General features: G+C 70.8%; 22 protein-coding genes. 13 read left to right on the plus strand and 9 right to left on the minus strand.

The features are described 5' to 3' along the window. Positions 1-14 precede the first annotated feature (14 nt). The 7 genes from EF387_RS14665 (at position 15) to EF387_RS14695 (ending at position 7,080) form a co-directional block, all read left to right on the plus strand. On the plus strand, positions 15-779 hold the full coding sequence (locus EF387_RS14665; protein WP_128376994.1) for a HipA family kinase: 765 nt from the start codon (positions 15-17) through the stop codon (positions 777-779). A 2-nt stretch (positions 780-781) separates the two neighbouring features. Further along, positions 782-1,213 carry a DUF3037 domain-containing protein gene (locus EF387_RS14670; RefSeq protein ID WP_202918291.1) on the plus strand — a complete coding sequence of 144 codons (432 nt, stop codon included), beginning with the start codon at positions 782-784 and terminating at the stop codon, positions 1,211-1,213. A 137-nt stretch (positions 1,214-1,350) separates the two neighbouring features. Continuing rightward, positions 1,351-2,112 (plus strand): 3-oxoacyl-ACP reductase FabG, encoded by a 762-nt coding sequence (fabG, locus tag EF387_RS14675; protein WP_128376996.1) that lies wholly within the window; start codon positions 1,351-1,353, stop codon positions 2,110-2,112. A gap of 17 nt (positions 2,113-2,129) precedes the next feature. Further along, positions 2,130-2,897 (plus strand): SDR family oxidoreductase, encoded by a 768-nt coding sequence (locus EF387_RS14680; protein ID WP_128376997.1) that lies wholly within the window; start codon positions 2,130-2,132, stop codon positions 2,895-2,897. Positions 2,898-3,861: 964 nt separating this feature from the next. After that, the gene (locus EF387_RS14685) at positions 3,862-5,442 is read left to right on the plus strand and encodes an ABC transporter substrate-binding protein (RefSeq protein ID WP_420802571.1); all 1,581 of its coding nucleotides are present in this window, start codon (positions 3,862-3,864) and stop codon (positions 5,440-5,442) included. Between the two features lie 136 nt (positions 5,443-5,578). Further along, positions 5,579-6,262 (plus strand): uracil-DNA glycosylase, encoded by a 684-nt coding sequence (locus tag EF387_RS14690; RefSeq protein WP_128376999.1) that lies wholly within the window; start codon positions 5,579-5,581, stop codon positions 6,260-6,262. A gap of 302 nt (positions 6,263-6,564) precedes the next feature. Then, a complete protein-coding gene (locus EF387_RS14695) occupies positions 6,565-7,080 on the plus strand; it encodes a tetratricopeptide repeat protein (RefSeq protein WP_162467143.1) in 516 nt (171 codons plus the stop codon). Between the two features lie 287 nt (positions 7,081-7,367). On the opposite strand, the gene EF387_RS14700 is transcribed toward EF387_RS14695, so the two are convergent. From EF387_RS14700 to EF387_RS14710, 3 genes are all read right to left on the minus strand, one after another. Then, positions 7,368-7,817 (minus strand): hypothetical protein, encoded by a 450-nt coding sequence (locus EF387_RS14700; RefSeq protein ID WP_128377000.1) that lies wholly within the window; start codon positions 7,815-7,817, stop codon positions 7,368-7,370. Positions 7,818-7,932: 115 nt separating this feature from the next. Next, complete coding sequence (locus tag EF387_RS14705) at positions 7,933-8,442, minus strand: DinB family protein (RefSeq protein WP_128377001.1); 510 nt, start codon at positions 8,440-8,442, stop codon at positions 7,933-7,935. Between the two features lie 42 nt (positions 8,443-8,484). After that, positions 8,485-9,075 (minus strand): TetR/AcrR family transcriptional regulator, encoded by a 591-nt coding sequence (locus tag EF387_RS14710; RefSeq protein WP_128377002.1) that lies wholly within the window; start codon positions 9,073-9,075, stop codon positions 8,485-8,487. Between the two features lie 90 nt (positions 9,076-9,165). On the opposite strand from EF387_RS14710, the gene EF387_RS14715 reads away from it, so the two are divergent. Next, the gene (locus EF387_RS14715; protein ID WP_238431525.1) at positions 9,166-10,515 is read left to right on the plus strand and encodes an FAD-dependent oxidoreductase; all 1,350 of its coding nucleotides are present in this window, start codon (positions 9,166-9,168) and stop codon (positions 10,513-10,515) included. Continuing rightward, the gene (locus EF387_RS14725) at positions 10,512-11,417 is read left to right on the plus strand and encodes a Gfo/Idh/MocA family protein (RefSeq protein WP_128377003.1); all 906 of its coding nucleotides are present in this window, start codon (positions 10,512-10,514) and stop codon (positions 11,415-11,417) included. The genes EF387_RS14715 and EF387_RS14725 overlap by 4 nt, the downstream gene beginning before the upstream one ends. Here EF387_RS14725 and lnt read toward each other — a convergent pair. Both lnt and EF387_RS14735 read right to left on the minus strand, forming a co-directional pair. Continuing rightward, a complete protein-coding gene (lnt, locus tag EF387_RS14730) occupies positions 11,341-12,906 on the minus strand; it encodes an apolipoprotein N-acyltransferase (RefSeq protein ID WP_128377004.1) in 1,566 nt (521 codons plus the stop codon). The two genes, EF387_RS14725 and lnt, sit on opposite strands and share 77 nt — an antisense overlap. A 107-nt stretch (positions 12,907-13,013) precedes the next feature. After that, a complete protein-coding gene (locus EF387_RS14735; RefSeq protein WP_128377005.1) occupies positions 13,014-13,496 on the minus strand; it encodes a nuclear transport factor 2 family protein in 483 nt (160 codons plus the stop codon). A 220-nt stretch (positions 13,497-13,716) separates the two neighbouring features. Here EF387_RS14735 and EF387_RS14740 point away from each other — a divergent pair, with 220 nt between their 5' ends. After that, positions 13,717-14,193, plus strand: a complete 477-nt coding sequence (locus EF387_RS14740; RefSeq protein ID WP_162467150.1) for a cupin domain-containing protein — start codon at positions 13,717-13,719, stop codon at positions 14,191-14,193. 66 nt (positions 14,194-14,259) lie between these two features. Here EF387_RS14740 and EF387_RS14745 read toward each other — a convergent pair whose 3' ends face one another. After that, a complete protein-coding gene (locus tag EF387_RS14745) occupies positions 14,260-14,769 on the minus strand; it encodes a hypothetical protein (protein WP_128377007.1) in 510 nt (169 codons plus the stop codon). Positions 14,770-15,005: 236 nt separating this feature from the next. Then, the gene (locus EF387_RS14750) at positions 15,006-15,185 is read right to left on the minus strand and encodes a hypothetical protein (protein ID WP_128377008.1); all 180 of its coding nucleotides are present in this window, start codon (positions 15,183-15,185) and stop codon (positions 15,006-15,008) included. Between the two features lie 353 nt (positions 15,186-15,538). Between EF387_RS14750 and EF387_RS14755 the strand changes: the two genes are divergently transcribed. Further along, the gene (locus EF387_RS14755; protein ID WP_128377009.1) at positions 15,539-16,108 is read left to right on the plus strand and encodes a carboxymuconolactone decarboxylase family protein; all 570 of its coding nucleotides are present in this window, start codon (positions 15,539-15,541) and stop codon (positions 16,106-16,108) included. Between the two features lie 62 nt (positions 16,109-16,170). Here EF387_RS14755 and EF387_RS14760 read toward each other — a convergent pair whose 3' ends face one another. Together EF387_RS14760 and EF387_RS14770 are read right to left on the minus strand one after the other, a co-directional pair. Next, entirely contained in the window at positions 16,171-17,046 is an 876-nt protein-coding gene (locus tag EF387_RS14760) for an undecaprenyl-diphosphate phosphatase (RefSeq protein ID WP_128377010.1), read from the minus strand. 635 nt (positions 17,047-17,681) lie between these two features. Beyond that, positions 17,682-18,323: a maleylpyruvate isomerase family mycothiol-dependent enzyme gene (locus EF387_RS14770; protein WP_238431526.1), complete on the minus strand. Its 642-nt coding sequence runs from the start codon at positions 18,321-18,323 to the stop codon at positions 17,682-17,684. A gap of 118 nt (positions 18,324-18,441) precedes the next feature. On the opposite strand from EF387_RS14770, the gene EF387_RS14775 reads away from it, so the two are divergent. Beyond that, positions 18,442-18,882 (plus strand): MarR family winged helix-turn-helix transcriptional regulator, encoded by a 441-nt coding sequence (locus EF387_RS14775; RefSeq protein ID WP_128377012.1) that lies wholly within the window; start codon positions 18,442-18,444, stop codon positions 18,880-18,882. A gap of 297 nt (positions 18,883-19,179) precedes the next feature. Beyond that, complete coding sequence (locus EF387_RS14780) at positions 19,180-19,980, plus strand: methyltransferase domain-containing protein (protein WP_128377013.1); 801 nt, start codon at positions 19,180-19,182, stop codon at positions 19,978-19,980. Positions 19,981-20,023 lie beyond the last annotated feature (43 nt).

The raw sequence follows: 20,023 nt of genomic DNA on the forward strand, positions 1-20,023 counted from the left end.
AGTAACCTGGGGCGATGCTCAAGGAAGTCATCGCGACCCGCTACATCACGCCGTTGCGCGAGGGCGGCTCGCTGCCCGGCCTCGTGGAAGCCGACGATCTCCGGACGTACGTCATGAAGTTCACCGGCGCCGGACAGGGGCGGAAGACCCTCGTCGCGGAGGTCATCTGCGGTGAACTGGCCCGTCGGCTGGGCCTCAGGGTGCCCGGGCTGGTGACGATCGGGCTGGACCCCGTGCTCGGACTCGGTGAACCGGATCCTGAGGTGCAGGAGCTGCTGAAGGCGAGCGGCGGACGCAATCTCGGAATGGACTTCCTGTCCCGCGCGATCGGATTCGATGCGCTCGCCCACCGGGTGAGCCCGCGGGAAGCCGGGCGGACCGTGTGGTTCGACGCCCTGGTCAACAACGTCGACCGATCGTGGCGGAATCCTAACATGCTTGTGAAACAAGGGGAGTTGTGGCTCATCGATCACGGCGCCACCCTGATCTGGCACCACAACTGGCCCGGCGCCCGGGCCTCCGCCGCGAAACCCTATGACGCCTCCGACCACGCCCTCGCCCCCTTCGGCCCCGAAGTCGGCGCCGCCGCGGCGGAGTTGGCTCCACTGGTCACCGAGAAGCTACTGGCCGAGGTCACCGCCGAGATCCCCGACGAATGGCTCGTCGACGAGCCCGGCTTCGACACACCCGACGCGGTGCGCCACGCCTACGCGGAGCCGCTGCTGACGCGGGCCGCCGTCATCCACGAACGCATCGAGGGCATCGAGGGGGCCAAGTGACCGTGGGCAGCAAAGAAACCGAGGGCGCCGACAGTGCCGACGGTGCCGACGGCGCCGAGCGGGACGTCTTCGAGTACGCGCTGGTGCGGGTGGTACCACGCGTCGAACGCGGCGAGTGCATCAACGCCGGCGTGCTCGTGTACTGCCGCGCCCGGTCCTTCGTGGCCGCCCGGACGCATCTGGACGAGGCCCGGCTGCTCGCGCTGGACCCGGAGGCGGACATCGAGGGCGTTCAGGCTGCGCTGCGCGCCGTCGAGGGAGTGTGCGCCGGTGGCACCCGGGCCGGGCAGGCGGCGCACGACGACGCCGGACGGCGGTTCCGCTGGCTGATCGCGCCCCGTTCCACCGTCGTGCAGCCGGGGCCCGTGCACACCGGTCTCACCGCCGATCCGGCGGCCGAGGTGGAGCGGTTGCTCGATCTGCTGGTCAGGTAAAGAACCACAGCGGGCCGTCGGCCGTTGACACCGCGTGCCAGGGCTTCTAGCGTCACGTCTGGTCAAGGTACTAAGCGGTCGCTCATTTGATGGGGGACCGTGGGGCAAGGGCTTCCCTAGGCGAGGAGAATCAGCACATGTCCACCACTGAGCAGCGTGTCGCCGTCGTCACCGGCGCCGCGCGCGGCATCGGCGCCGCGACCGCCGTACGACTGGCCGCCGAGGGCCGTGCCGTCGCGGTGATCGACCTCGACGAGGCCGTCTGCAAGGACACCGTGGAGAAGATCACCGCCGCCGGCGGCAAGGCCGTGGCGATCGGGTGCGACGTCTCCGACGAGGCACAGGTCGAGGCCGCCGTCGCCCGTATCGCCGAGGAGCTGGGCGCGCCGACCATCCTGGTCAACAACGCGGGCGTGCTCCGCGACAACCTGCTGTTCAAGATGAGCGTGTCCGACTGGGACACGGTCATGAACGTGCATCTGCGCGGCGCCTTCCTGATGTCGAAGGCCTGTCAGAAGTACATGGTGGACGCCAAGTTCGGCCGGATCGTCAACCTGTCCTCGTCCTCCGCGCTCGGCAACCGCGGCCAGGTCAACTACTCCGCCGCGAAGGCCGGTCTGCAGGGCTTCACCAAGACCCTCGCCATCGAGCTGGGCAAGTTCGGCGTCACCGCCAACGCGGTCGCGCCCGGCTTCATCGTCACCGACATGACCGCCGCCACCGCGGCGAGGGTCGGTATGGGCTTCGAGGACTTCCAGGCTGCCGCCGCGACCCAGATCCCCGTGCAGCGCGTCGGCCACCCCGACGACATCGCCAACGCGATCGCCTTCTTCACGGGTGAGGCCGCCGGATTCGTCTCCGGTCAGGTGCTGTACGTGGCCGGCGGACCGCTCAACTGAGGCCGGGGAAAGAGCACATGACTTCAACGGAACTTCCCGAGTTGTCGGGCAGGGTCGCGCTCATCACGGGCGCCAGCCGCGGCATCGGTTACGGCGTCGCGGAGGCGCTCGTCGCGCGCGGCGACCGGGTGTGCATCACCGGGCGCAATGAGGACGCACTCAAGGAGGCCGTGGAGAAGCTCGGAGCCGACCGCGTCATCGGGGTGGCGGGCAAGGCGCACGACCAGGCCCACCAGGCCGCGGCCGTCGAGCGCACCATGGAGGCGTTCGGCCGCGTCGACTTCCTGGTCAACAACGCCGGCACCAACCCCGTGTTCGCGCCGATGGCCGAACTGGACCTCGAGGTCGTGCGCAAGGTCTACGAGACCAACGTCGTCTCGGCGCTCGGGTTCGCCCAGCAGACCTGGAAGGCCTGGCAGAAGGAGAACGGCGGCGCGATCGTGAACATCGCCTCCGTCGCCGGCATCTCCGCCTCGCCGTTCATCGGCGCCTACGGTATGAGCAAGGCCGCCATGGTCAACCTCACCCTCCAGCTCGCGCACGAGTTCGCGCCGGGCGTGCGGGTCAACGCGATCGCGCCCGCCGTGGTGAAGACCAAGTTCGCCTCGGCCCTGTACGAGGGCCGCGAGGCGGAGGCGGCCGCGGCGTACCCGCTGAAGCGACTCGGGATGCCGTCCGACATCGGCGGGACGGCGGCTTTCCTCACCTCGTCGCAGTCGGACTGGATCACCGGCCAGACGCTGGTGGTCGACGGCGGGATCTTCCTCAACGCCGGAGTCGGCTGAGCTGCGGGCGGGGCCGCGGGCCGGGGTCTCTCCGGGTCGCGGTCCGCCCCCCGCCGGGTCGCGACCAGGGTCGCGGGCCGGACCACCGGCCGGGGCGCTCGGACGGGCCGTCGGTTGGGACGACACCGGCCCAGGCCCGATCGCAGGCCGGAACGCCCGCCCAGTCCGGATCGCGGGCCGGGCGCCGGCTTGGACGGGTGTCGGTCGGGACAGCGCCGAGACTGTGCCGCAGGCCTGGACGGGGCGGCGGTCGCGGCCCGGATCGCAGGCCGGACCGCGGGCTGGGGCGCCGGCCCGGACGAGCCGTCGGTCGGACACCGGCCCGGACGGGTCGCCGACCGGGGCGGGTTCCGTTGCGGCTGGTCTGGGCGGACCTGTTGCGGCTGGTCGGGAGGGGTGCCGTTGGCCGGCGGTCGGGGTGGGCGTCGTTGCCGCGACCGAGGCGGAGATGCTGTTGTGACGGGGCCTGGCCCGGGCCCGGCCCGTGACGTTGCCGTCGGCCGGGACAGGTGATTGTTGTGGCTGGGCCGGGGCGGGCGCCTTGCCGTCGGCCGGGACAGGGCAGGTGGCGTTGTGGCGGGGACCGGTGTCGTCGCCGCCGGCGGAGGCGGGCGCTGTTGCGGCTGACCCGGACCGGTGCTGTCGCCGATGGCCGGCCGGGTGCCGTTGCCGTCGGCCCGGTGGGTGTCGTTGCTGCTGGCCCGGTGGGCTTCGGGGCGGCTGTCGGGTGGGGTCTCCGTGAAATTACCGCGCGCGGGACCGTCGGGTTCGTCGTGTGATATGCCTTACACGGCGGGCCTGCGGTGGACAGCTGAATCGCGTGCGTACCTCCAGAGCGCCATCCGTCGCGCGGGTCCGCAGGTCACGTATGCGTCTGTCAAATGCCCTGCTGGAACACCAGGCCGTTCCGGTCGGGCCCTGCGGTATCGTCTGCCGATCCTTGGAAAAGGGCAGATCGAGGAGTGTGCGCGTGTTCCACCGATATCTGCGTCATGTGGCGGCGATCGCCGCCATATCGCTGGTCGCAGGGTGTGACCTGGCGTCGTCCGGCGCCTCCGGCAGCGACGGACCGGTCGTCGTAGGTACGACGAGCGCCCCGAGCACGCTCGATCCGGCCGCTTCCTGGGACGGTTCGTGGGAACTGTTCCGGAATATTTACCAAACACTCCTCAGCTACCCGTACGGCTCCTCCGAGCCGCAGCCCGACGCCGCCGAGTCGTGCCGGTTCACCGACGGGTCGAGCACCGCGTACAGCTGCACGCTGAAGGAGGGTCTGAAGTTCTCCGACGGCACCAAGCTCGACGCGAACGCCGTGAAGCACTCCATCGACCGCATCCGGGACATCAACGTCGACGGTGGCCCCGCCGGACTCCTCGGCAGCCTCGACCGCGTCGAGACCAAGGGTGACCGCGAGGTCGTCTTCCGTCTCAACCAGCCCGACGCCACCTTCCCGTTCGTGCTGGCCACCCCCGCGATGTCGATCGTGGACCCGGAGGAATACCCGGCGAAGTCGCTGCGCGAGGACGGCCGGGTGACCGGGTCCGGACCGTACACGCTGCAGTCCTACGAAGAGGGCAAGCAGGCGCAGCTCGCGAGGAATCCCAATTACAAGGGTGTCGCGGACCGCCACAACAGCGAGGTCACGATCCGCTACTTCCAGGACTCCGCGTTGATGGTGAAGGCACTGCGGGACAAGGAGCTCGACATCGCCTTCCGCGGGCTGGCGGCCTCCGACATCATCGCGCTGGAGAAGGGCTCCAACGACGACGGTCTGCAGCTCATCGAGGACTCCGGCATCGAGATCAGCTACCTCGTGTTCAACCCGGACGACCCGTGGACCAGCAAGCCCGCGGTCCGCAAGGCCATCGCCCAGGTCATCGACCGCCCGCGCATCGCCCACGATGTCTACCAGGGCACCGTCGACCCGCTGTACTCCATGGTCCCCGCGGGGCTCGCCGGACACACCACCGGCTTCTTCGACGACTACGGAAAGCCCAGCGACTCCAAGGCCAAGAAGATCCTCACCGACGCCGGCATCACCGAGCGCGTCCCACTCACCCTCTGGTACACCACCGACCGCTACGGCTCCTCGACCGCGGTGGAGTTCAAGGAGCTCAAGCGCCAGCTCGAGGCTTCGGGCCTGTTCAACGTCACCATCAAGGGCGAGCCCTGGAAGACCTACGTGGACGGCTACCGGAAGGGCGAGTACCAGGTCTTCGGACGTGGCTGGTTCCCCGACTTCCCGGACCCCGACAACTTCATCGCGCCCTTCGTGGGTGAGAAGAACGCGCTCGGCACGCCCTACCCGGCCTCCGAGATCACCAAGGTGCTGCTGCCCGAGTCGCGTCGCGAGAGCGACCGCGGTGCCGTGGTGAGGCAGTTCGAGGAGGCGCAGGACATCCTCGTCGACGACGCGCGGCTGCTGCCGCTGTGGCAGGGCCGGCAGTACATCGCCGCCAGTGACGAGATCGCGGGCGCCGAGCGGGCCCTGGACCCGTCGACGATCATGATGGTGTGGGAGCTTTACCGCAAGGAGAGCTGGTAAGCGGTCCTTTCCGCCGGGGAGGCGGGTCATTTCCGGGGCTGGGGCCGATTGTCAGTGGCCGACGGTAGGTTCTGTGGCCGGAAGTGACCGTGTGTTTCGCGGTCGCTGAAGTGACCGCACACCGGAGGAAGTTGACGTGACCGACACCGCCATGCTGCCCGAGTCCTGGCGCGGCGTCCTGGGCGAGGAGCTGCAGAAGCCCTACTTCAAGGAGCTCACCGACTTCGTGGAGGAGGAGCGCGCGAAAGGTCCCGTCTACCCGCCGCGCGAGGAGGTCTTCGCCGCCCTCGACGCGACGCCGTACGAGCGGGTGAAGGTGCTCATCCTCGGCCAGGACCCGTACCACGGGGAGGGGCAGGGGCACGGTCTGTGCTTCTCGGTGCGTCCCGGTGTGAAGACGCCGCCCTCGCTGCGGAACATCTACAAGGAGATGAAGGAGGAGCTGGGCACGCCGATCCCGGACAACGGCTATCTGATGCCGTGGGCCGAGCAGGGCGTGCTGCTGCTCAACGCGGTGCTCACCGTCCGCGGTGGCGAGGCCAACTCGCACAAGGGCCGGGGCTGGGAGAAGTTCACGGACGCGGTGATCCGGGCGGTTGCGGGCCGGCCCGATCCGGCGGTGTTCGTCCTGTGGGGGAACTACGCCCAGAAGAAACTGCCGCTGATCGACGAGACACGGCACGTCGTGGTGAAGGGGGCGCACCCCTCGCCGCTGTCCGCGAAGAAGTTCTTCGGCTCGCGGCCGTTCACACAGATCAACGAGGCTGTGGCCCGGCAGGGGCACGAGGCCATCGACTGGCGGATTCCCGACCTTGGATGAGGGCGTTCCGCTCGAGGGCGGACGCGGCGGACGCGGCGGACGCGGCGGACGCGGTGTGGGGGTGCCCGGCGGGTCTTTGATCCGGTTGGCCCCCGGACCTTGATTCGGCAGGGACCCCTCACTCGGGAGGAGCCCTGGCCTGGGGGAGGGGCCTGGGCCCAGGGGGGCCGTGGCTCTCGGGGGGCGTCGGCCGGGCGAGCCCGCTCGGTGGTGTGGACGGTTCGGACGGTGGTGCCTGAGGGGGATTGTCGGTGGGTGCCGTTAGCGTCGGGAGGGACCCGGTGACGACGGCGGAGGGTGCGGTGACTGAGCGGCAGGAGCACACGGCGGGGGACGTCGTGATGACGCGGATCGGGCAGGCCGCCATGTTGCACCACGGCGGTGACCGGGAAGAGGCGCAACGGCGTTTCCTCGAGCTGTGGGGGGAGATCGGGGAGGACGGGGACGTGCTGCACCGCTGCACGCTCGCCCACTACATGGCGGACACCCAGGACGACCCGGAGACCGAACTGGCGTGGGACCTGAGGGCGTTGTCGGCGGCTCACGAGCTGACCGTCGACCGAGTGGGGGAGCACCACGCGTCGCTCGCGGTGCGGGCGTTCTATCCGTCCCTTCATCTGAGTCTCGCCGCCGACTATGTGAAGCTCGACCGTCCCGAGGCGGCCCGCAGCCATCTGCGCGAAGCGCGCGGCGCGGCGGTCCACCTCGTGGACGACGAGTACGGGGACGGCATCCGGGCGGCCATCGGGCGACTGGAGCTGCAGCTGGGGGAGAGCTCGGAAGGAGACAGGCTGGGGCCGCCCCGGCAGGGCGAGTAGGGGGCGCCCCGGCGCGGAACGGTCCCGCGCGTTGGCGTGGGAGGGTCCCGCGCGTTGGTGTGGGAGGGTCCCGCGCGTTGGCGCGGAACGGTCCCGCGCGTTGGCCCCTTCCGGTCAAGGCCCGCCGGTCGAAGCTCGTGTCAAAACCGGCCGGTCAAAGCTCGCGTCGACGCCCGCCGGTTGAGGCCCGCGGGTGAGCCAGCGCCCGCGGGTCCATCAACGTCCCCCGGTCAACGTCCCCGGTCAACGTCCCCCGGTCAACTCACGTCCGGTCATCGCCCGTCCGGTCAACCCCCGTACATGCGCCTGCAGATGACCGCCTCCGGGCTGTCCGGAGCCCAGCCGCCGTACATTTCGCCCAGTGCGCAGACGCCCAGAGTGTCCGGCGCCGACGGCACGGCCGTACGGGGTTCGGCGCGACGGGGCATCGAGCGGGGTTCGGGGGGATGAGGAGCGCGACGGGGTGCGGCGGGCGGGGGCGGTGGTGCGGGCGCCGGGCGGTGGGACACGGCGGGTGTCGGTGCGGGAGGCTCCGGCGGTGGGCCGACGCGTCCCAGTGCCTCACGGGCCGGTCCCGGCATCACCAGTCCGGAGCGGCCGGCAGGGCTCTCCTTCGGCGGATGGAAGGAGGCGGACGGCGCGGCGGGGGCGAGCGGGCGCTCGACCGTCACACAGCCGGAGACGGTCGAGACGGCCACGGTGACCAGGATCGTTGCGGTGGTGGTCGTTCGGTGCACCCGGGCAACTCTGCTGCCTCAGGCCCCCTTTGGGGAGCGGACGGGCGGGGGGATGCCTCGCACGGGTGACACGGGACGGTCGAAGCTGACCTCGCGGCCGGCAACCCCAGGAGTCTCAGGTGCCCGTCGCCCCGTCGATCCGCTCCCTCACCAGATCGGCGTGCCCGTTGTGCCGCGCGTACTCCTGGATCATGTGGACGTAGATCCAGCGCAGCCTGTAGACCCGGCCCTGCGAGTCCTTTCCCGTGGTGAGGTCGTCCAGCCCGTAACGGCCCGTGGTTCGGCGGGCCGCCTCGATCTCCCGCTGCCAGGTTGTGTACGCCTCCGCCCAGGTGTCGTCCGGGGTGGGGTGGAACTCACCGTCCCGGTCGGCGTCGCTGTAGTAGAGCGGCGGCAGCGTTTCGCCCGCGAGGATCTTGCGGAACCAGACCCGTTCCATCTCGGCCATGTGCCGCACCAGCCCGAGCAGGGACAGTTCGGAAGGTTCCACGGCCGCGGTCCTGAGCCGCGGGTCGTCCAGGCCGGCGCACTTCGCCGCGAGGGTCTGCCGGTGGAAGTCCAGCCAGCCCTCGAGCAGGGGCCGTTCGTCGCCGGTGGGCGATGGGATACCGCGCTCCCTCGTCATGCCCCGATCCTTCCCGCCGGGCCCGGCACGCACCAGCGGATTTCACCCGCCCAGCATCCCCCCGAGCAGTTCGCGCAGTCCCGCGCGCACCTCCTCCAGGCTCGGCACGGAGGTGTGGAAGGAGCCCGCGACGCACGAGTACATCAGCCCGTCCGTCCACGCCACCAGCGACAGCACGTGCCGCGCCGGGTCGGGTGAGCCGGCGGCCCTGAGCAGCGTGGTCAGTGGGTCCCGGAAGCGCCGGCCGGTCGTGTCGAAGAACGTCCGCAGTTCCGGCCGCCGCGTCGCCTCCAGAGACAGTTCATAGCGGGCGAGGAGCAGGTCACGGTTGCCGGTCAGTGAGCGGTGCACGGCCAGGGCCAGCCCGGCGGCGAGCGCGTCGGGCCCGCCGCGCGGGTCCGGCATCTCCGCCACGTCGAGCACCTGCGCCTCGCGCTCCGCCAGCCGGCGCACCGCGGCCTCCAGCAGCGCGAGCCGGGTCCGTGCGTGGTTGGACGTGGACCCCTGCGGCAACCCGGCCGCCTCGTCGACCGCGCGGTGCGTCAGGCCGCGCATACCGCGTTCGGCGAGCAGGGCGAGCGCGGTGTCGGCGATGAGCTCGGCGCGGGTCCGGGGGGCGGGACTTTCGGTCATGGGCTCCAACCTACCGCTGTCACTACATCTGTAGTATCGTCGGAAAAGGGTTACTACAGGTGTAGTGCGAGCGGGCGACCAGGAGGAGTCATGGCAGAGCCGCAGCGCGCCGTCGTCGTAGGGGGCGGCATCGGAGGCCTGACCGCGGCGGTGGCCCTGCGGCAGCGGGGCTGGCGGGTCACCGTCCTGGAGAGGTCGGCCTCCCTCGAACCCGTCGGCGCCGGTATCTCCCTGGCCCCCAACTCCCTGCGCGCCCTCGACGTCATCGGCCTCGGTGACGAGATCCGCGACCTCGCGGCCTGGCAGGGCGACGGCGGACTGCGCAACCCGCGGGGGCGCTGGCTGTCCCGTACGGACGCTTCGGCCGCGGCCGAACGCTTCGGTGGCCCGCTGGTGCTGCTGCACCGGGCCACCCTCGTCGACGCCCTCGCGGCACGGCTGCCCGACGGTGCCGTCCGGACCTCCGCCGTCGCGAGCCTCGCCGACCCCGGCGACACCGACCGTCCCGCCCGCGTCATCACACCGGCGGGAGAGCTCGAGGCCGACCTGGTCGTCGGCGCCGACGGCATCCACTCCGCCGTACGCCGGGCACTGTTCCCGGATCACCCTGGAACCGTCTACTCCGGATTCACCACCTGGCGGGTCGTGATCCCCGTCCCCGGTGTGGCGTTCGCGTCGCACGAGACCTGGGGCAGCGGCCGCATCTGGGGCACGCACCCGCTCAAGGACGGCAGGGTCTACGCGTACGCGGCGGCCATGACACCCGCCGGGGAACGCGCGCCCGACGACGAGAAGGCAGAACTGGTGCGCCGCTTCGGTGACTGGCACGACCCGATCCCCGCCGTCCTCGCCGCCGCCCGCCCCGAGGACGTCCTGCGGCACGACGTGCACCACATCGCCGAGCCGCTGCCCGCCTTCCACCGCGGCCGGGTGGCCCTGCTCGGCGATGCCGCGCACGCCATGCCGCCGACCCTCGGCCAGGGCGGCAACCAGGCCATCGAGGACGGCGTCGTACTCGCCCACCACGCCGTCGTACTCGCCCACCACGCCGTCGTACTCGCCCACCACGCCGTCGTACTCGCCCACGATGCCGGAGCCGGCGGCCCCGGCCGAGTCGGCGGCCCCGGTGACGCTCGCGGGACCGGGGCCGCCCGCGGCTCCGGCGACATCACCGGCCTCGCCGCCTATACCGCCGCCCGACGGCCCCGTACCACGGCCATCACCCGCAAAGCGGTCGCCACCGCCCGGCTGAACATGATGCGCGGCCGGCTGCGCACCGCCCTGCGCGACACCGCGGTCGCCGCACTGTCCAAGGCCGGCCCGTCCTTCGTGCTGCGGAGCTTCGACGACATCGCCGGCTGGAGTCCCCCGGTGCGGCCGTATGCTTCCGTCGAGGCGGGAGCGGACAACCGCCGACGAACCTCTGAGGAGACTCCGTGAAGGTCGGCTGCATCGGACTCGGCGACATCGCGCAGAAGGCCTATCTGCCCGTCCTGGGCACGCTGCCGGGGGTGGAACTGCACCTCCACACCCGGACGCCCGCGACACTCGACCGGGTCGGCGACAGCCTGCACCTCCCTGCGGCCCGCCGCCACACCGACCTCGACGCGCTGCTCGCCCAGGACCTCGACGCGGCCTTCGTGCACGCCCCCACCGAGGCCCACCCGGAGATCGTGACGCGACTGCTTCAGGCCGGTGTACCCACGTACGTCGACAAGCCGCTCGCGTACGACCTCGCCGACTCCGAGCGTCTCGTCCGGCTCGCCGAGGAGCGCGGCATCGGCCTCGCCGTCGGCTTCAACCGGCGCTACGCACCCGGCTACGTCCAGTGCGCCGACCATCCGCGCGAGCTGATCCTGATGCAGAAGAACCGCATCGGCCTGCCCGAGGAACCGCGCCGGATGATCCTCGACGACTTCATCCACGTCGTGGACACCCTGCGGTTCCTGGTACCGGGAACCGTCGACGACGTCACCGTACGGGCCCGGGCCGAGCGCGGGCTGCTGCACCACGTCGTCCTGCAGCTCTCGGGCGAGGGCTTCACCGCGCTCGGCGTGATGAACCGGCTCAGCGGCTCCGCCGAGGAGATCCTGGAAGTCTCCGGCCAGGACACCAAACGGCAGGTGGTCAATCTCGCCGAGGTCATGGACCACAAGGGCCAGCCGACGGTGCGGCGGCGCGGCGACTGGGTTCCGGTGGCCCGCCAGCGCGGCATCGAACAGTGCGTGCTGGCCTTCCTCGACGCCGTCCGCGCGGGAAAGGCACTCAGCGCCCGTGACGCGCTGGCGACCCACGAACTGTGTGAGCGGGTGGTGCGGGCGGTTCAGGAGCGGTCTGCCTGAACCGTATGGCCCGTACGCCCTCGGTGATGCCCAGACCCAGCAGGATCAGCAGCGCCGCGTGCACCGGCCAGTCACCGAACCGCACATAGGGCGTGGTGCCGTCGGCCAGCGGCACCTCGTACACCTCCGAGGTGCTGGAGTCCGTACCGAGCCAGGGTCCGGTGCGTGCGCCGCCGGGGCCGTAGACGGCGGAGACGCCGGTGAGCGTCGCGTGCACCATCGGACGGCCGGTCTCGGCGGCCCGCAGCGCGGCGAGCGAGGCGTGCTGCTCGGGGGCCCAGCTCCGCTGGAACGTCGACGTCGACGACTGGGCGAGCAGCACCCGGGCGCCGTCCTCGGTGAGATGGCGGCTCATGTCGGGGAACGCCGACTCGAAGCAGACCATGGGGCCGATGCGCAGGCCCTGCCCGGTGTCCATGACCACCTGCTCGGTGCCGCGCCTGCGGTCCTCACCGGCCGCCTTGCCGACGGAGGTGGCCCAGCCCAGCACGGAACGAGCTGGGACGTACTCGCCGAAGGGCACCAGCCGCATCTTGTCGTAGCGGTCACCGGTGGGACCCTCCGGGCCGACGATCACCGAGCTCTTGTAGATGCCCGGCAGGTCGGAGCGGCGTGCGTCCACGTTGACCAGGATGTCGGCGCCGGTCTCGCGGGACAGCTCGGTGATCCGGTCGGTGAGGTCGGAACGGTCCGCGAGGTCGAAGCCGACACTGCTCTCACCCCACACGATCAGGTCCAGGTCCTGCCCGACGAGGTCGCGGGTGAGCCGTTCCTCGCGGGCGAAGCGGTTGTCGGCGCCGGCCACGATGCCCGCCTGTACGACGGCGATCCGCACCCGGCCGTCCGTCCCTGGCACCGGCGACCACATCCAGGCCGCCGAGGCCGCGGCGGCGGTGGCGACCAGTGCGGCGAGCGCCGGGACCCGGAACCGTCGTACGGCGACGAGCACGGCGACCGCCACATTGACCGCCACCACCAGGAAACTCAGCAGCCACACCCCGCCGACCGAGGCGAGCCGCAGCGCGGGCGTCACCTGCCACTGGGTCGCCCCGAGCAGCCCCCAGGGCCCGCCGAGGCCCTGCCAGGAGCGGACGAGCTCCACCATCAGCCAGCCCGAAGGCAGCACGAAGAGCGCGGTGACGACCCGGCCCCGCGAGGGCACTCCGCCCAGGTACCGGCGCACCAGCAGCCCCCAGGGCGCCCACAGCGCGCCCAGCAGGGCCGCTATCACGAAGGTGAACACGTGCAGGCTCGGCAGCAGCCAGTGGTGCACGGCCAGCATGAAACCGAGGCCACCGAACCAGCCGTCGTAGGCCGCCCGCTTCCGGGTGGGGGCGGTGCGGACCAGCAGGATCCACGGCACGAGGCAGACGTAGGCGAACCACCACAGCGAAGGCGCGGGGAACGCCAGCATGGGCAGCGCGCCCGCCAGCGCGGCGACGAGATGGCGCCGCCAGGTGGAGGTGAGCCAGTCGTCGGGCAACTTCATGCAGCGCCTCCCTCCCCGGTGCGTGACTCCAGTGTGCGCGCCCCGGACGATCTCCGACAGGCGGCCGCCGGTCAGCCCGCCGGTCAGCCCGCCGGTCGGCCTGCCGGTCAGCCCGCCGACCGGGGAACCTGGCGCCACTTCTCCTGGACGGTCACCTGGCGCAGCCGCCAGCCGTCGTACGTACGCAGCAGCCCGAAGGCGTAGCGGCCGCCGCACACGAAGTCCGGCGCGGTGGCTCCGTCGTCCTGGGCCGGCCCGCTTCCCGCGAACCGCATCGGGTTGACGTAGTCCGCCTCGACCCGTGCCGTATCTCCGGTGTCCTGTTCCAACAGGCCGAAACGTACCCGGCGATTGACGATCAGATGCTGGCGCATCGCGAAAAGTTCCATGGAACGGGAGAGCCACTCTGCGACCTGGTCCGGATCGCCCTCGACACCACCGGCCGACCGGTAGTCCGCGCGCCCGTCCGGCGCGAAGAGCCGCCGGTACCCCTCCCAGTCCCCGTCGTCCACGGCCACCGCGTAGTCGGTGATCAGTTCGTCGACGGCAAGCCGGTCCATCACGGTGGCGAGCTCTACACGCTGCGTCATCGGCTCAGTGTTGGGCACGGAGGCGACGGGGCCAAGAGGCGTGCAGCGACGAACAGGTGGGCGTGGCGACGAGTAAGTGGAGCGTGCGGCTACGAACAGGTGGAGCGTGCGGTGACGAACAGGTGGAGCGTGCGGCGGCGAACCGGCGAATCCCGTCCGGATCCGGCTCGCCTTCCTCGCCCTCAGGCCATAGCCTTCCGGCGTGGACTCGAGGAAGCCGGTGGACCCCGAAGCACTCATCACCCACTACGGCCTGCAGCCGATACCCCAGGAGGGCGGTCTCTTCCGGGAGACCTGGAAGGGGCCCGAGCGCCCGGACGGCGGACCCGAGGGGACCGCGATCGTAGCCCTGCTCACGGCGCACGACTACTCGGCCCTGCACCGTCTCCCGTATGCCGAGACCTGGCACTTCTACCTCGGTGACCCGCTGGAACTGTTGCTGCTGGCACCGGACGGCACGGCGCGCACGGTTGTCATCGGCCCCGATGTCCTGGACGGCCAGCACGTCCAGTACACGATCCCGGCCAGGACCTGGATGGGCGGTCGCGTGGTGGCGGGCGGCGCGTGGTCGTTCTTCGGCTGCACGATGGCGCCCGGATTCACCTACGACGGGTACGAGCACGGCGACGCCGCCGAGTTGACCGCCCGCTACCCCGACCAGGCCGACCGAATCAGCGCCCTGTGCCGACCTGCCTGAGCGGTCTCCCGCCGGGATGTGGGGCATGACGGCGGTCGAGTCACAGGTGCTTCGGGGGAACCACTGTCACCGGGTTTTCGCTGCCGTGATCGCCTGGCGCAGTGCCTGCAAGAACGCGCGGCCGTCGGCGTCATCGCCCAGCGCGACGTGGTAGGAACCACGTTCGGGCCGGCCCGACCAGGGCGCGGTGATGTTGACGCCGCTGTCCTCGGGCACCCGGAGGCGGCCGGCGACCCGTTCGGCCAGTGCGCTGTGCGGAGACACGGCCAAGTCGTCCAGCCGGGCGGAGAGCACGACGGTGCCCGTGGACGTCCGGGTCACCGCCACCACCAGGTGGTGGGGGGTGAACAGGGCCGTCGTGTGATGCTCGGGATCCGGGTCGGCCAGGCCCTTGAGGCGGGAACGCAGAGTCGGCTTGTACAGGCGGGTACTGACAGTGGCACAGCAGGCGACCGCGTTCGCGAACACGTCACCGAGGAGCTGGGTCTCCGCGTGGGCGGCGATCGCGTCCCGTACGCCCGGCTCGATCTCGTCCGGCCCGCAGTGTCTGCTGCCGCGCTTGTACAACCGCTCCATTCCGGCCCCTCCCTGACCTCGTCCGTCACGTCGTTGGTCTGTTCCGTGAACGCGACAGGCTGATCTGCTCAGTGGGGGGCGGCCAAGTCTTTCACGGTGAGGCAGGGCTGGGGCAGGGACAGGGACGGGCACAGGGAAAGGGAAGGAGCGGGGAAAGGGAAGGGCCCGGGGAAAGGGAAGGGCCCGGGGAAAGGGGATGGAGCGGGGACAGGAGTGCGGGCCGCGGAGTGGTCTGGTCAGGCCGCCTCGATGACTTCGCCGCGGATGGCGGCGGCCCACTTCACTACCAACGCCTCGTACTCCGCCCGCTCCTGGGTCGACAGGGAGCCGCCCGAACGCATCCAGAGCGCTCGGATCTGCTCGTTCAAGGCGGCCGCAGACCGCACGGAACCAGGGTGGGTGAGTTCGGGGGACATGTGCACAAGCGTAGGCCCCGGAACTGAGCGTGCGCTACCGGTCTGCTGTCACTTGCGTATGCGCTTGCTCACTCTCCGTCCGAACGATGGCTGACGCGGATGAGAAGCGGCTGGTCAGGGCCGGTACCCGCGGCCTTGGAGCGGGTGCGGGGTCCTCCGGTGCCCGGTCGAAGAGTCGCGCAAATCACCCTGGAATCCATCGAAACCACACAGTGCGGCGGCCTGCGGGAGCGGCAGAACCGCGTTGTTCCGCGTGGTTGGGGCCGGGGTTGTGGTCAAGTGAGCACTTTCCGTGCGTCTTTCGCGCTCGCCGCCATAGTGCTTCTAGAGCAGAGGCGCAACGCTGTGGCGCCATGAAGCAGCGGATCGACGGCGTGACGCCGCCCTATGAGCCGGAGACAGAGCAGGCCCTGCGCAGATGGATGCCGCCGGGAGTCACGGTGGACCCCCTGATGCTCTTCAGGGTCCTCGTGCGCCATCCCGACCTCGCGGCGAGCATGCAGCCGCTGGGCAGTCGGCTCCTCATGCACGGCCGACTCTCCGACGCCGACCGCGAGTTGGTGATCAACCGGGTCGCCGCCCGTTCTGTGTGCGCGTACGAATGGGGTGTGCACACGGCGGTCTACGCGGAGGCCGCCGGGCTCACCCAGGAGCAGATCGCCCTCACCGCGACCGGCGCACCGGACGACGCTGCCTGGTCCCCGCGCCAACGGGCTCTCCTGCGCGCCGTGGACGAACTCCACGACACCGCCCGCCTCTCGGACCCGGCCTGGGCCGAACTGCGCGCCCACCTCGGCGAGGAGGAGTGCCTGGAGTTCCTGGTCCTGGCGGGCTGGTACCGCACGATCGCATACGTCCTGAACGGGCTGCGGATCGAACCGGAGCCGTGGGCAAGGGAGTTCCCGCTGGAGCGGGAGGCTTGACCGCACGTTGGGCCCGTGCACAGCGCCGTGTCTGAGGCGCGATGAGGGTGACCGCCCGCTGGTCAGCCCGCCGACTCCGCCGCGTGCGGGCTCAGCACACCCATGCTGACCAGCGCGATGATGACCGCGCCGAGCGCGATGCGGTAGTAGACGAACGGCATGAAGCTCTTGTGGGAGATGAACTTCATGAACCAGGCGATCACGGCGTAACCGACCCCGAACGCGATGACCGTCGCGAAGACGGTCGGACCCCAGGAGACATGGCCGCCCTCGGTCGCGTCCTTCAACTCGAAGAGACCGGAGGCGAGAACGGCCGGCATGGCGAGGAGGAACGAGTAACGTGCCGCGGCCGCACGGGAGTAGCCCATGAAGAGTCCGCCGCTGATGGTCGCGCCGGACCGGGAGACGCCCGGCACCAGAGCCATCGCCTGGGCCAGGCCGTAGAGCAGGCCGTCCTTGACGGTCAGGTCGTCGAGCTGCTTGCGCTGCTTGGGGGCCCGGTGCTTCCCGCCGGCCTCGTCGCGTGCCGCGAGGCGGTCGGCTATGCCGATGACCACGCCCATGACGATGAGCATCGTCGCGGTGATCCGCAGATCGCGGAACGGTCCCTCGATCTGGTCCTTGAGAGTGACTCCGAGCACACCGATCGGGATGGAGCCGACGATCACGAGCCAGCCCATCCGGGCGTTGGGGTCGCTGCGCATGTCCTTGTTCGTGAGCGAGCGGAACCACGCCGAGAGGATGTTGGTGACGTCCTTGCGGAAGTAGATCAGCACCGCGGCCTCCGTACCCAGCTGGGTGATGGCGGTGAAGGCCGCTCCCGGGTCCTCCCAGCCGGAGAAGGCGGCTGTCAGGCGCAGATGCGCGCTGGAGGAGACCGGCAGGAATTCGGTCAGCCCCTGGACGAGTCCGAGGATGAGGGATTCAAACCAAGACATGAAGTTTCGTGATCCAAGCGCTGATCGTGAGGCAGGCGGGGGGAGAGGGGCATGCGGGCGTGCCGCGGTTCGCGGTGATCAGGAATTGTTGAGGGGCCAGACTAGCGTCCTCATGCGACAGCCCAGTCACAGGGGCTTCGCGAGGACGCCGGTCCCCGCGGTGTGCTGCGGCTTTCTTCCGGCGGTGATGCCGGCGGTGGTGCCGGTGCCGGTTCAGCGGGCCCGAACGCGCCCGGAACGGGCGCCTCGTGAGCCGCGCGGGGACGACTGACGCCTCGGTCACCGGCTCCATCGGGGCTTCCCGCTGGACCTGCTCGGCGCCCAGGCTCAGGGGCACGATCGGCTCCCTGCTGGTCCGCAGCCTGCCCGGGCCCGGCCCGCTCACCCCACCCCATCGGCCCGTACCCCGACCGCGGTGCCCGTCGCCTCCCGCATGGCACGCACTGGCGGGTCGACGTCGCGGCGCAGTGCGCCGGCGGCGTGACGCGGTACATCGCCGGGTCGGTGTCGCGCAGCAGCTCACCGGCGCCGGCGCGGGCCGCGCGGGGGGCGAAGAGTAAGGGCGCGTGGAGCTGTAAGCGCCGCAGACGCGGCAGGACGTCGTCCCGCACGGCCGGCCGCAGGGCGGCGGTTCTCTACCGCTTCGCCAGCACGGCCGCTCCCGGCCCGCCCAGCCGGGACAGGGCCGCTGTGTGCCGACCGGAGACGAGGAGCAGCAGGGCGGCGATCGGGCCCTCGACCACGGCGTCGCCCTCCCCGGCGGACCAGTCCGTGTCGGTGGCCACGAGGCGCAAGCCCCGCAGTCGCTTGCGGGCGTGGAAGGGGAAGCCCATCCGCCAGACGTGCTCGGTGGAGTGGCGCGCGGCCTCCGGCGGCATGACGCGATCGATGCCGAGCGGGACGGCGATGTCCTGGCCGTGGACGAGGACGTCCATCATGGCGTCGGCGAGGTTCTGGCCCGGCGCGAGGCGCCTGGATCCCGATGCCGCCCGCAGGTCGGCCAGGAGGTCGGCCGGGGGGCGGGTCCCCTCCCGGCGCGTGACGTTGTCGACGAACCGGTCGAAGTTGCCGCGGGCCCGGATCACGTCCAACAGCACCGGCGCCAGCCGGGCCCGCGGGGCGAAGCCGAGATGAGCGGCCACGTCCCGCACGGTCCACCCCTCGCACAGCGACGGGCACGCCCACTGCTCAGGGGGCAGCGACATCAGGAGGTCGGCCAGGTCGGCCCGCTCCTCGTCGATGACCCTCCACATCGCCGCCTTCTCCATGCCCGCCATGACCGCCCCCAGAGGTGAAGTCGAGCGCGTTACTCTGACCAAGGTAGTCAGATTCTCTGTCTACCTTCCAGTCCAAATTAGTCAGAGCCTCTGACTAGTGTCAAGGAGTCGCAGTCGCATGGCCGACGAGGTCAACATCGGAATCCTGCTCTTCGTCGCCTACCGCGCGATGGAGAACCGGGCCTTCGCCGCTGTCGCCGCGGCGGGGTACGAGGACATCACCCCGGCCCAAGGCAAACTTTTGCAGCGCGTCAACGCGGGCGGCTCCCGCCTCAGCGAGCTCGCCGAGGCCGCCCAGGTGACCAAGCAGACCGCCGGCTACCTGGTCGACCAGTTGGAGCGCGGCGGCTATGTGGAGCGCTGCCCGGACCCCACCGACGCCCGGGCCCGCCTCGTCCGCCTCACCGCCAAGGCGCGCGAACTGATCCCCGTCGGCGATGCGGCGGTTGCCGAGGTCGAGGCCGAGTGGACCTCCTACCTTGGTAAACGCAGGATGGAGCAGCTCCGCGACACCCTCACCAGGCTCCGCGAGATCACCGACCCGTACATCGACCGCTGATCCGTCGACCGCTGATCTGCACATGAACCGCTGACCCGTACATCGACCGCTGACCCGTTCATCGAGCTATGACCCGTACATGAACCGCGGAACGCGGCCGTCGACCGCTGAGCGCGGCCGTCGATCCAGGCCGCCGCACTCGGCCGAGCGTGATCCCGGCCGACCGCCGACTGCCGACCGCCGACCGCCGACCATGATCCCCGGCCGGCCGCCGCACTCGGCCGACCGCGATTGCGGCCGCAGCATTCGGCCGGCCACGACCCCGGCCGGCAGTGTGATGGAAAGGGAGGGGCCAAGATGCCCGAATACTCACTCGCTCTGAGTGATGCGGAGATCGCCCGCTACCAGCTCATGGCCGAAATGGCGGAGCAGAGAGAACGCGGCCTCTGGACCGCGGCCGGAGCGGTCCCCGGAGCGCGGATCGCCGACGTGGGCTGTGGACCGGGGGCCATCGCAGCGCGGCTGGCGGCCATGACCGCTCCGGCCGGCGCCGTTTGGGCCGTCGACCGGGACAGCGGCGCCCTGGCCGTCGCCGAGGCACTCGCCGAACGATCCGGCGTGCGGTTGCACACGCTGACGGGTTCCGCCGACGCCACCGGGCTGGAACCGGGAGTGTGGGACCTGGTGATGCTGAGACACGTCCTGGCGCACAATGGCGGGCGCGAACAGGCGATCGTGGATCACCTCGCCGAGCTGGCCAAGCCCGGCGGTGCGGTCTACCTGGCCGACATCGACGCGGACTCCTCCCGCGTGCGCGGGACCACCGACCCGGTGTTCCAGGAGATGGAGGACCGCTACCGCGAACTGCACCGTCTCCGGGGCAACGATCTGACCGTCGGCACCCGGCTCGACGAACTGCTCACGACGGCCGGCCTGGACGTCGTCGCCTTCCAGGGACACATCGACATCGTCAAGCCACCGCCGGGCATGCGCGGCCCGGTCTGGGCGGCCCGCGACGCCCTGGTCGCCGACGGTCTGGCCACCCATGACGACATCACCCGCTGGGACGAGGCGTTCCGGCGAGCCGAAGGGGACGGAACCGGGATCAGGTTCTTCGCCGCCGTATTCGTCGCCTTCGGACGGCGCCCAGCTCCTTGATCCGCTCGGGAGGTCTCGGGAGGTCTGGGGAGTTGCTGCTTCC

The sequence above is a fragment of the Streptomyces cavernae genome, assembly GCF_004023625.1.
Classification (GTDB): Bacteria; Actinomycetota; Actinomycetes; order Streptomycetales; family Streptomycetaceae; genus Streptomyces; species Streptomyces cavernae.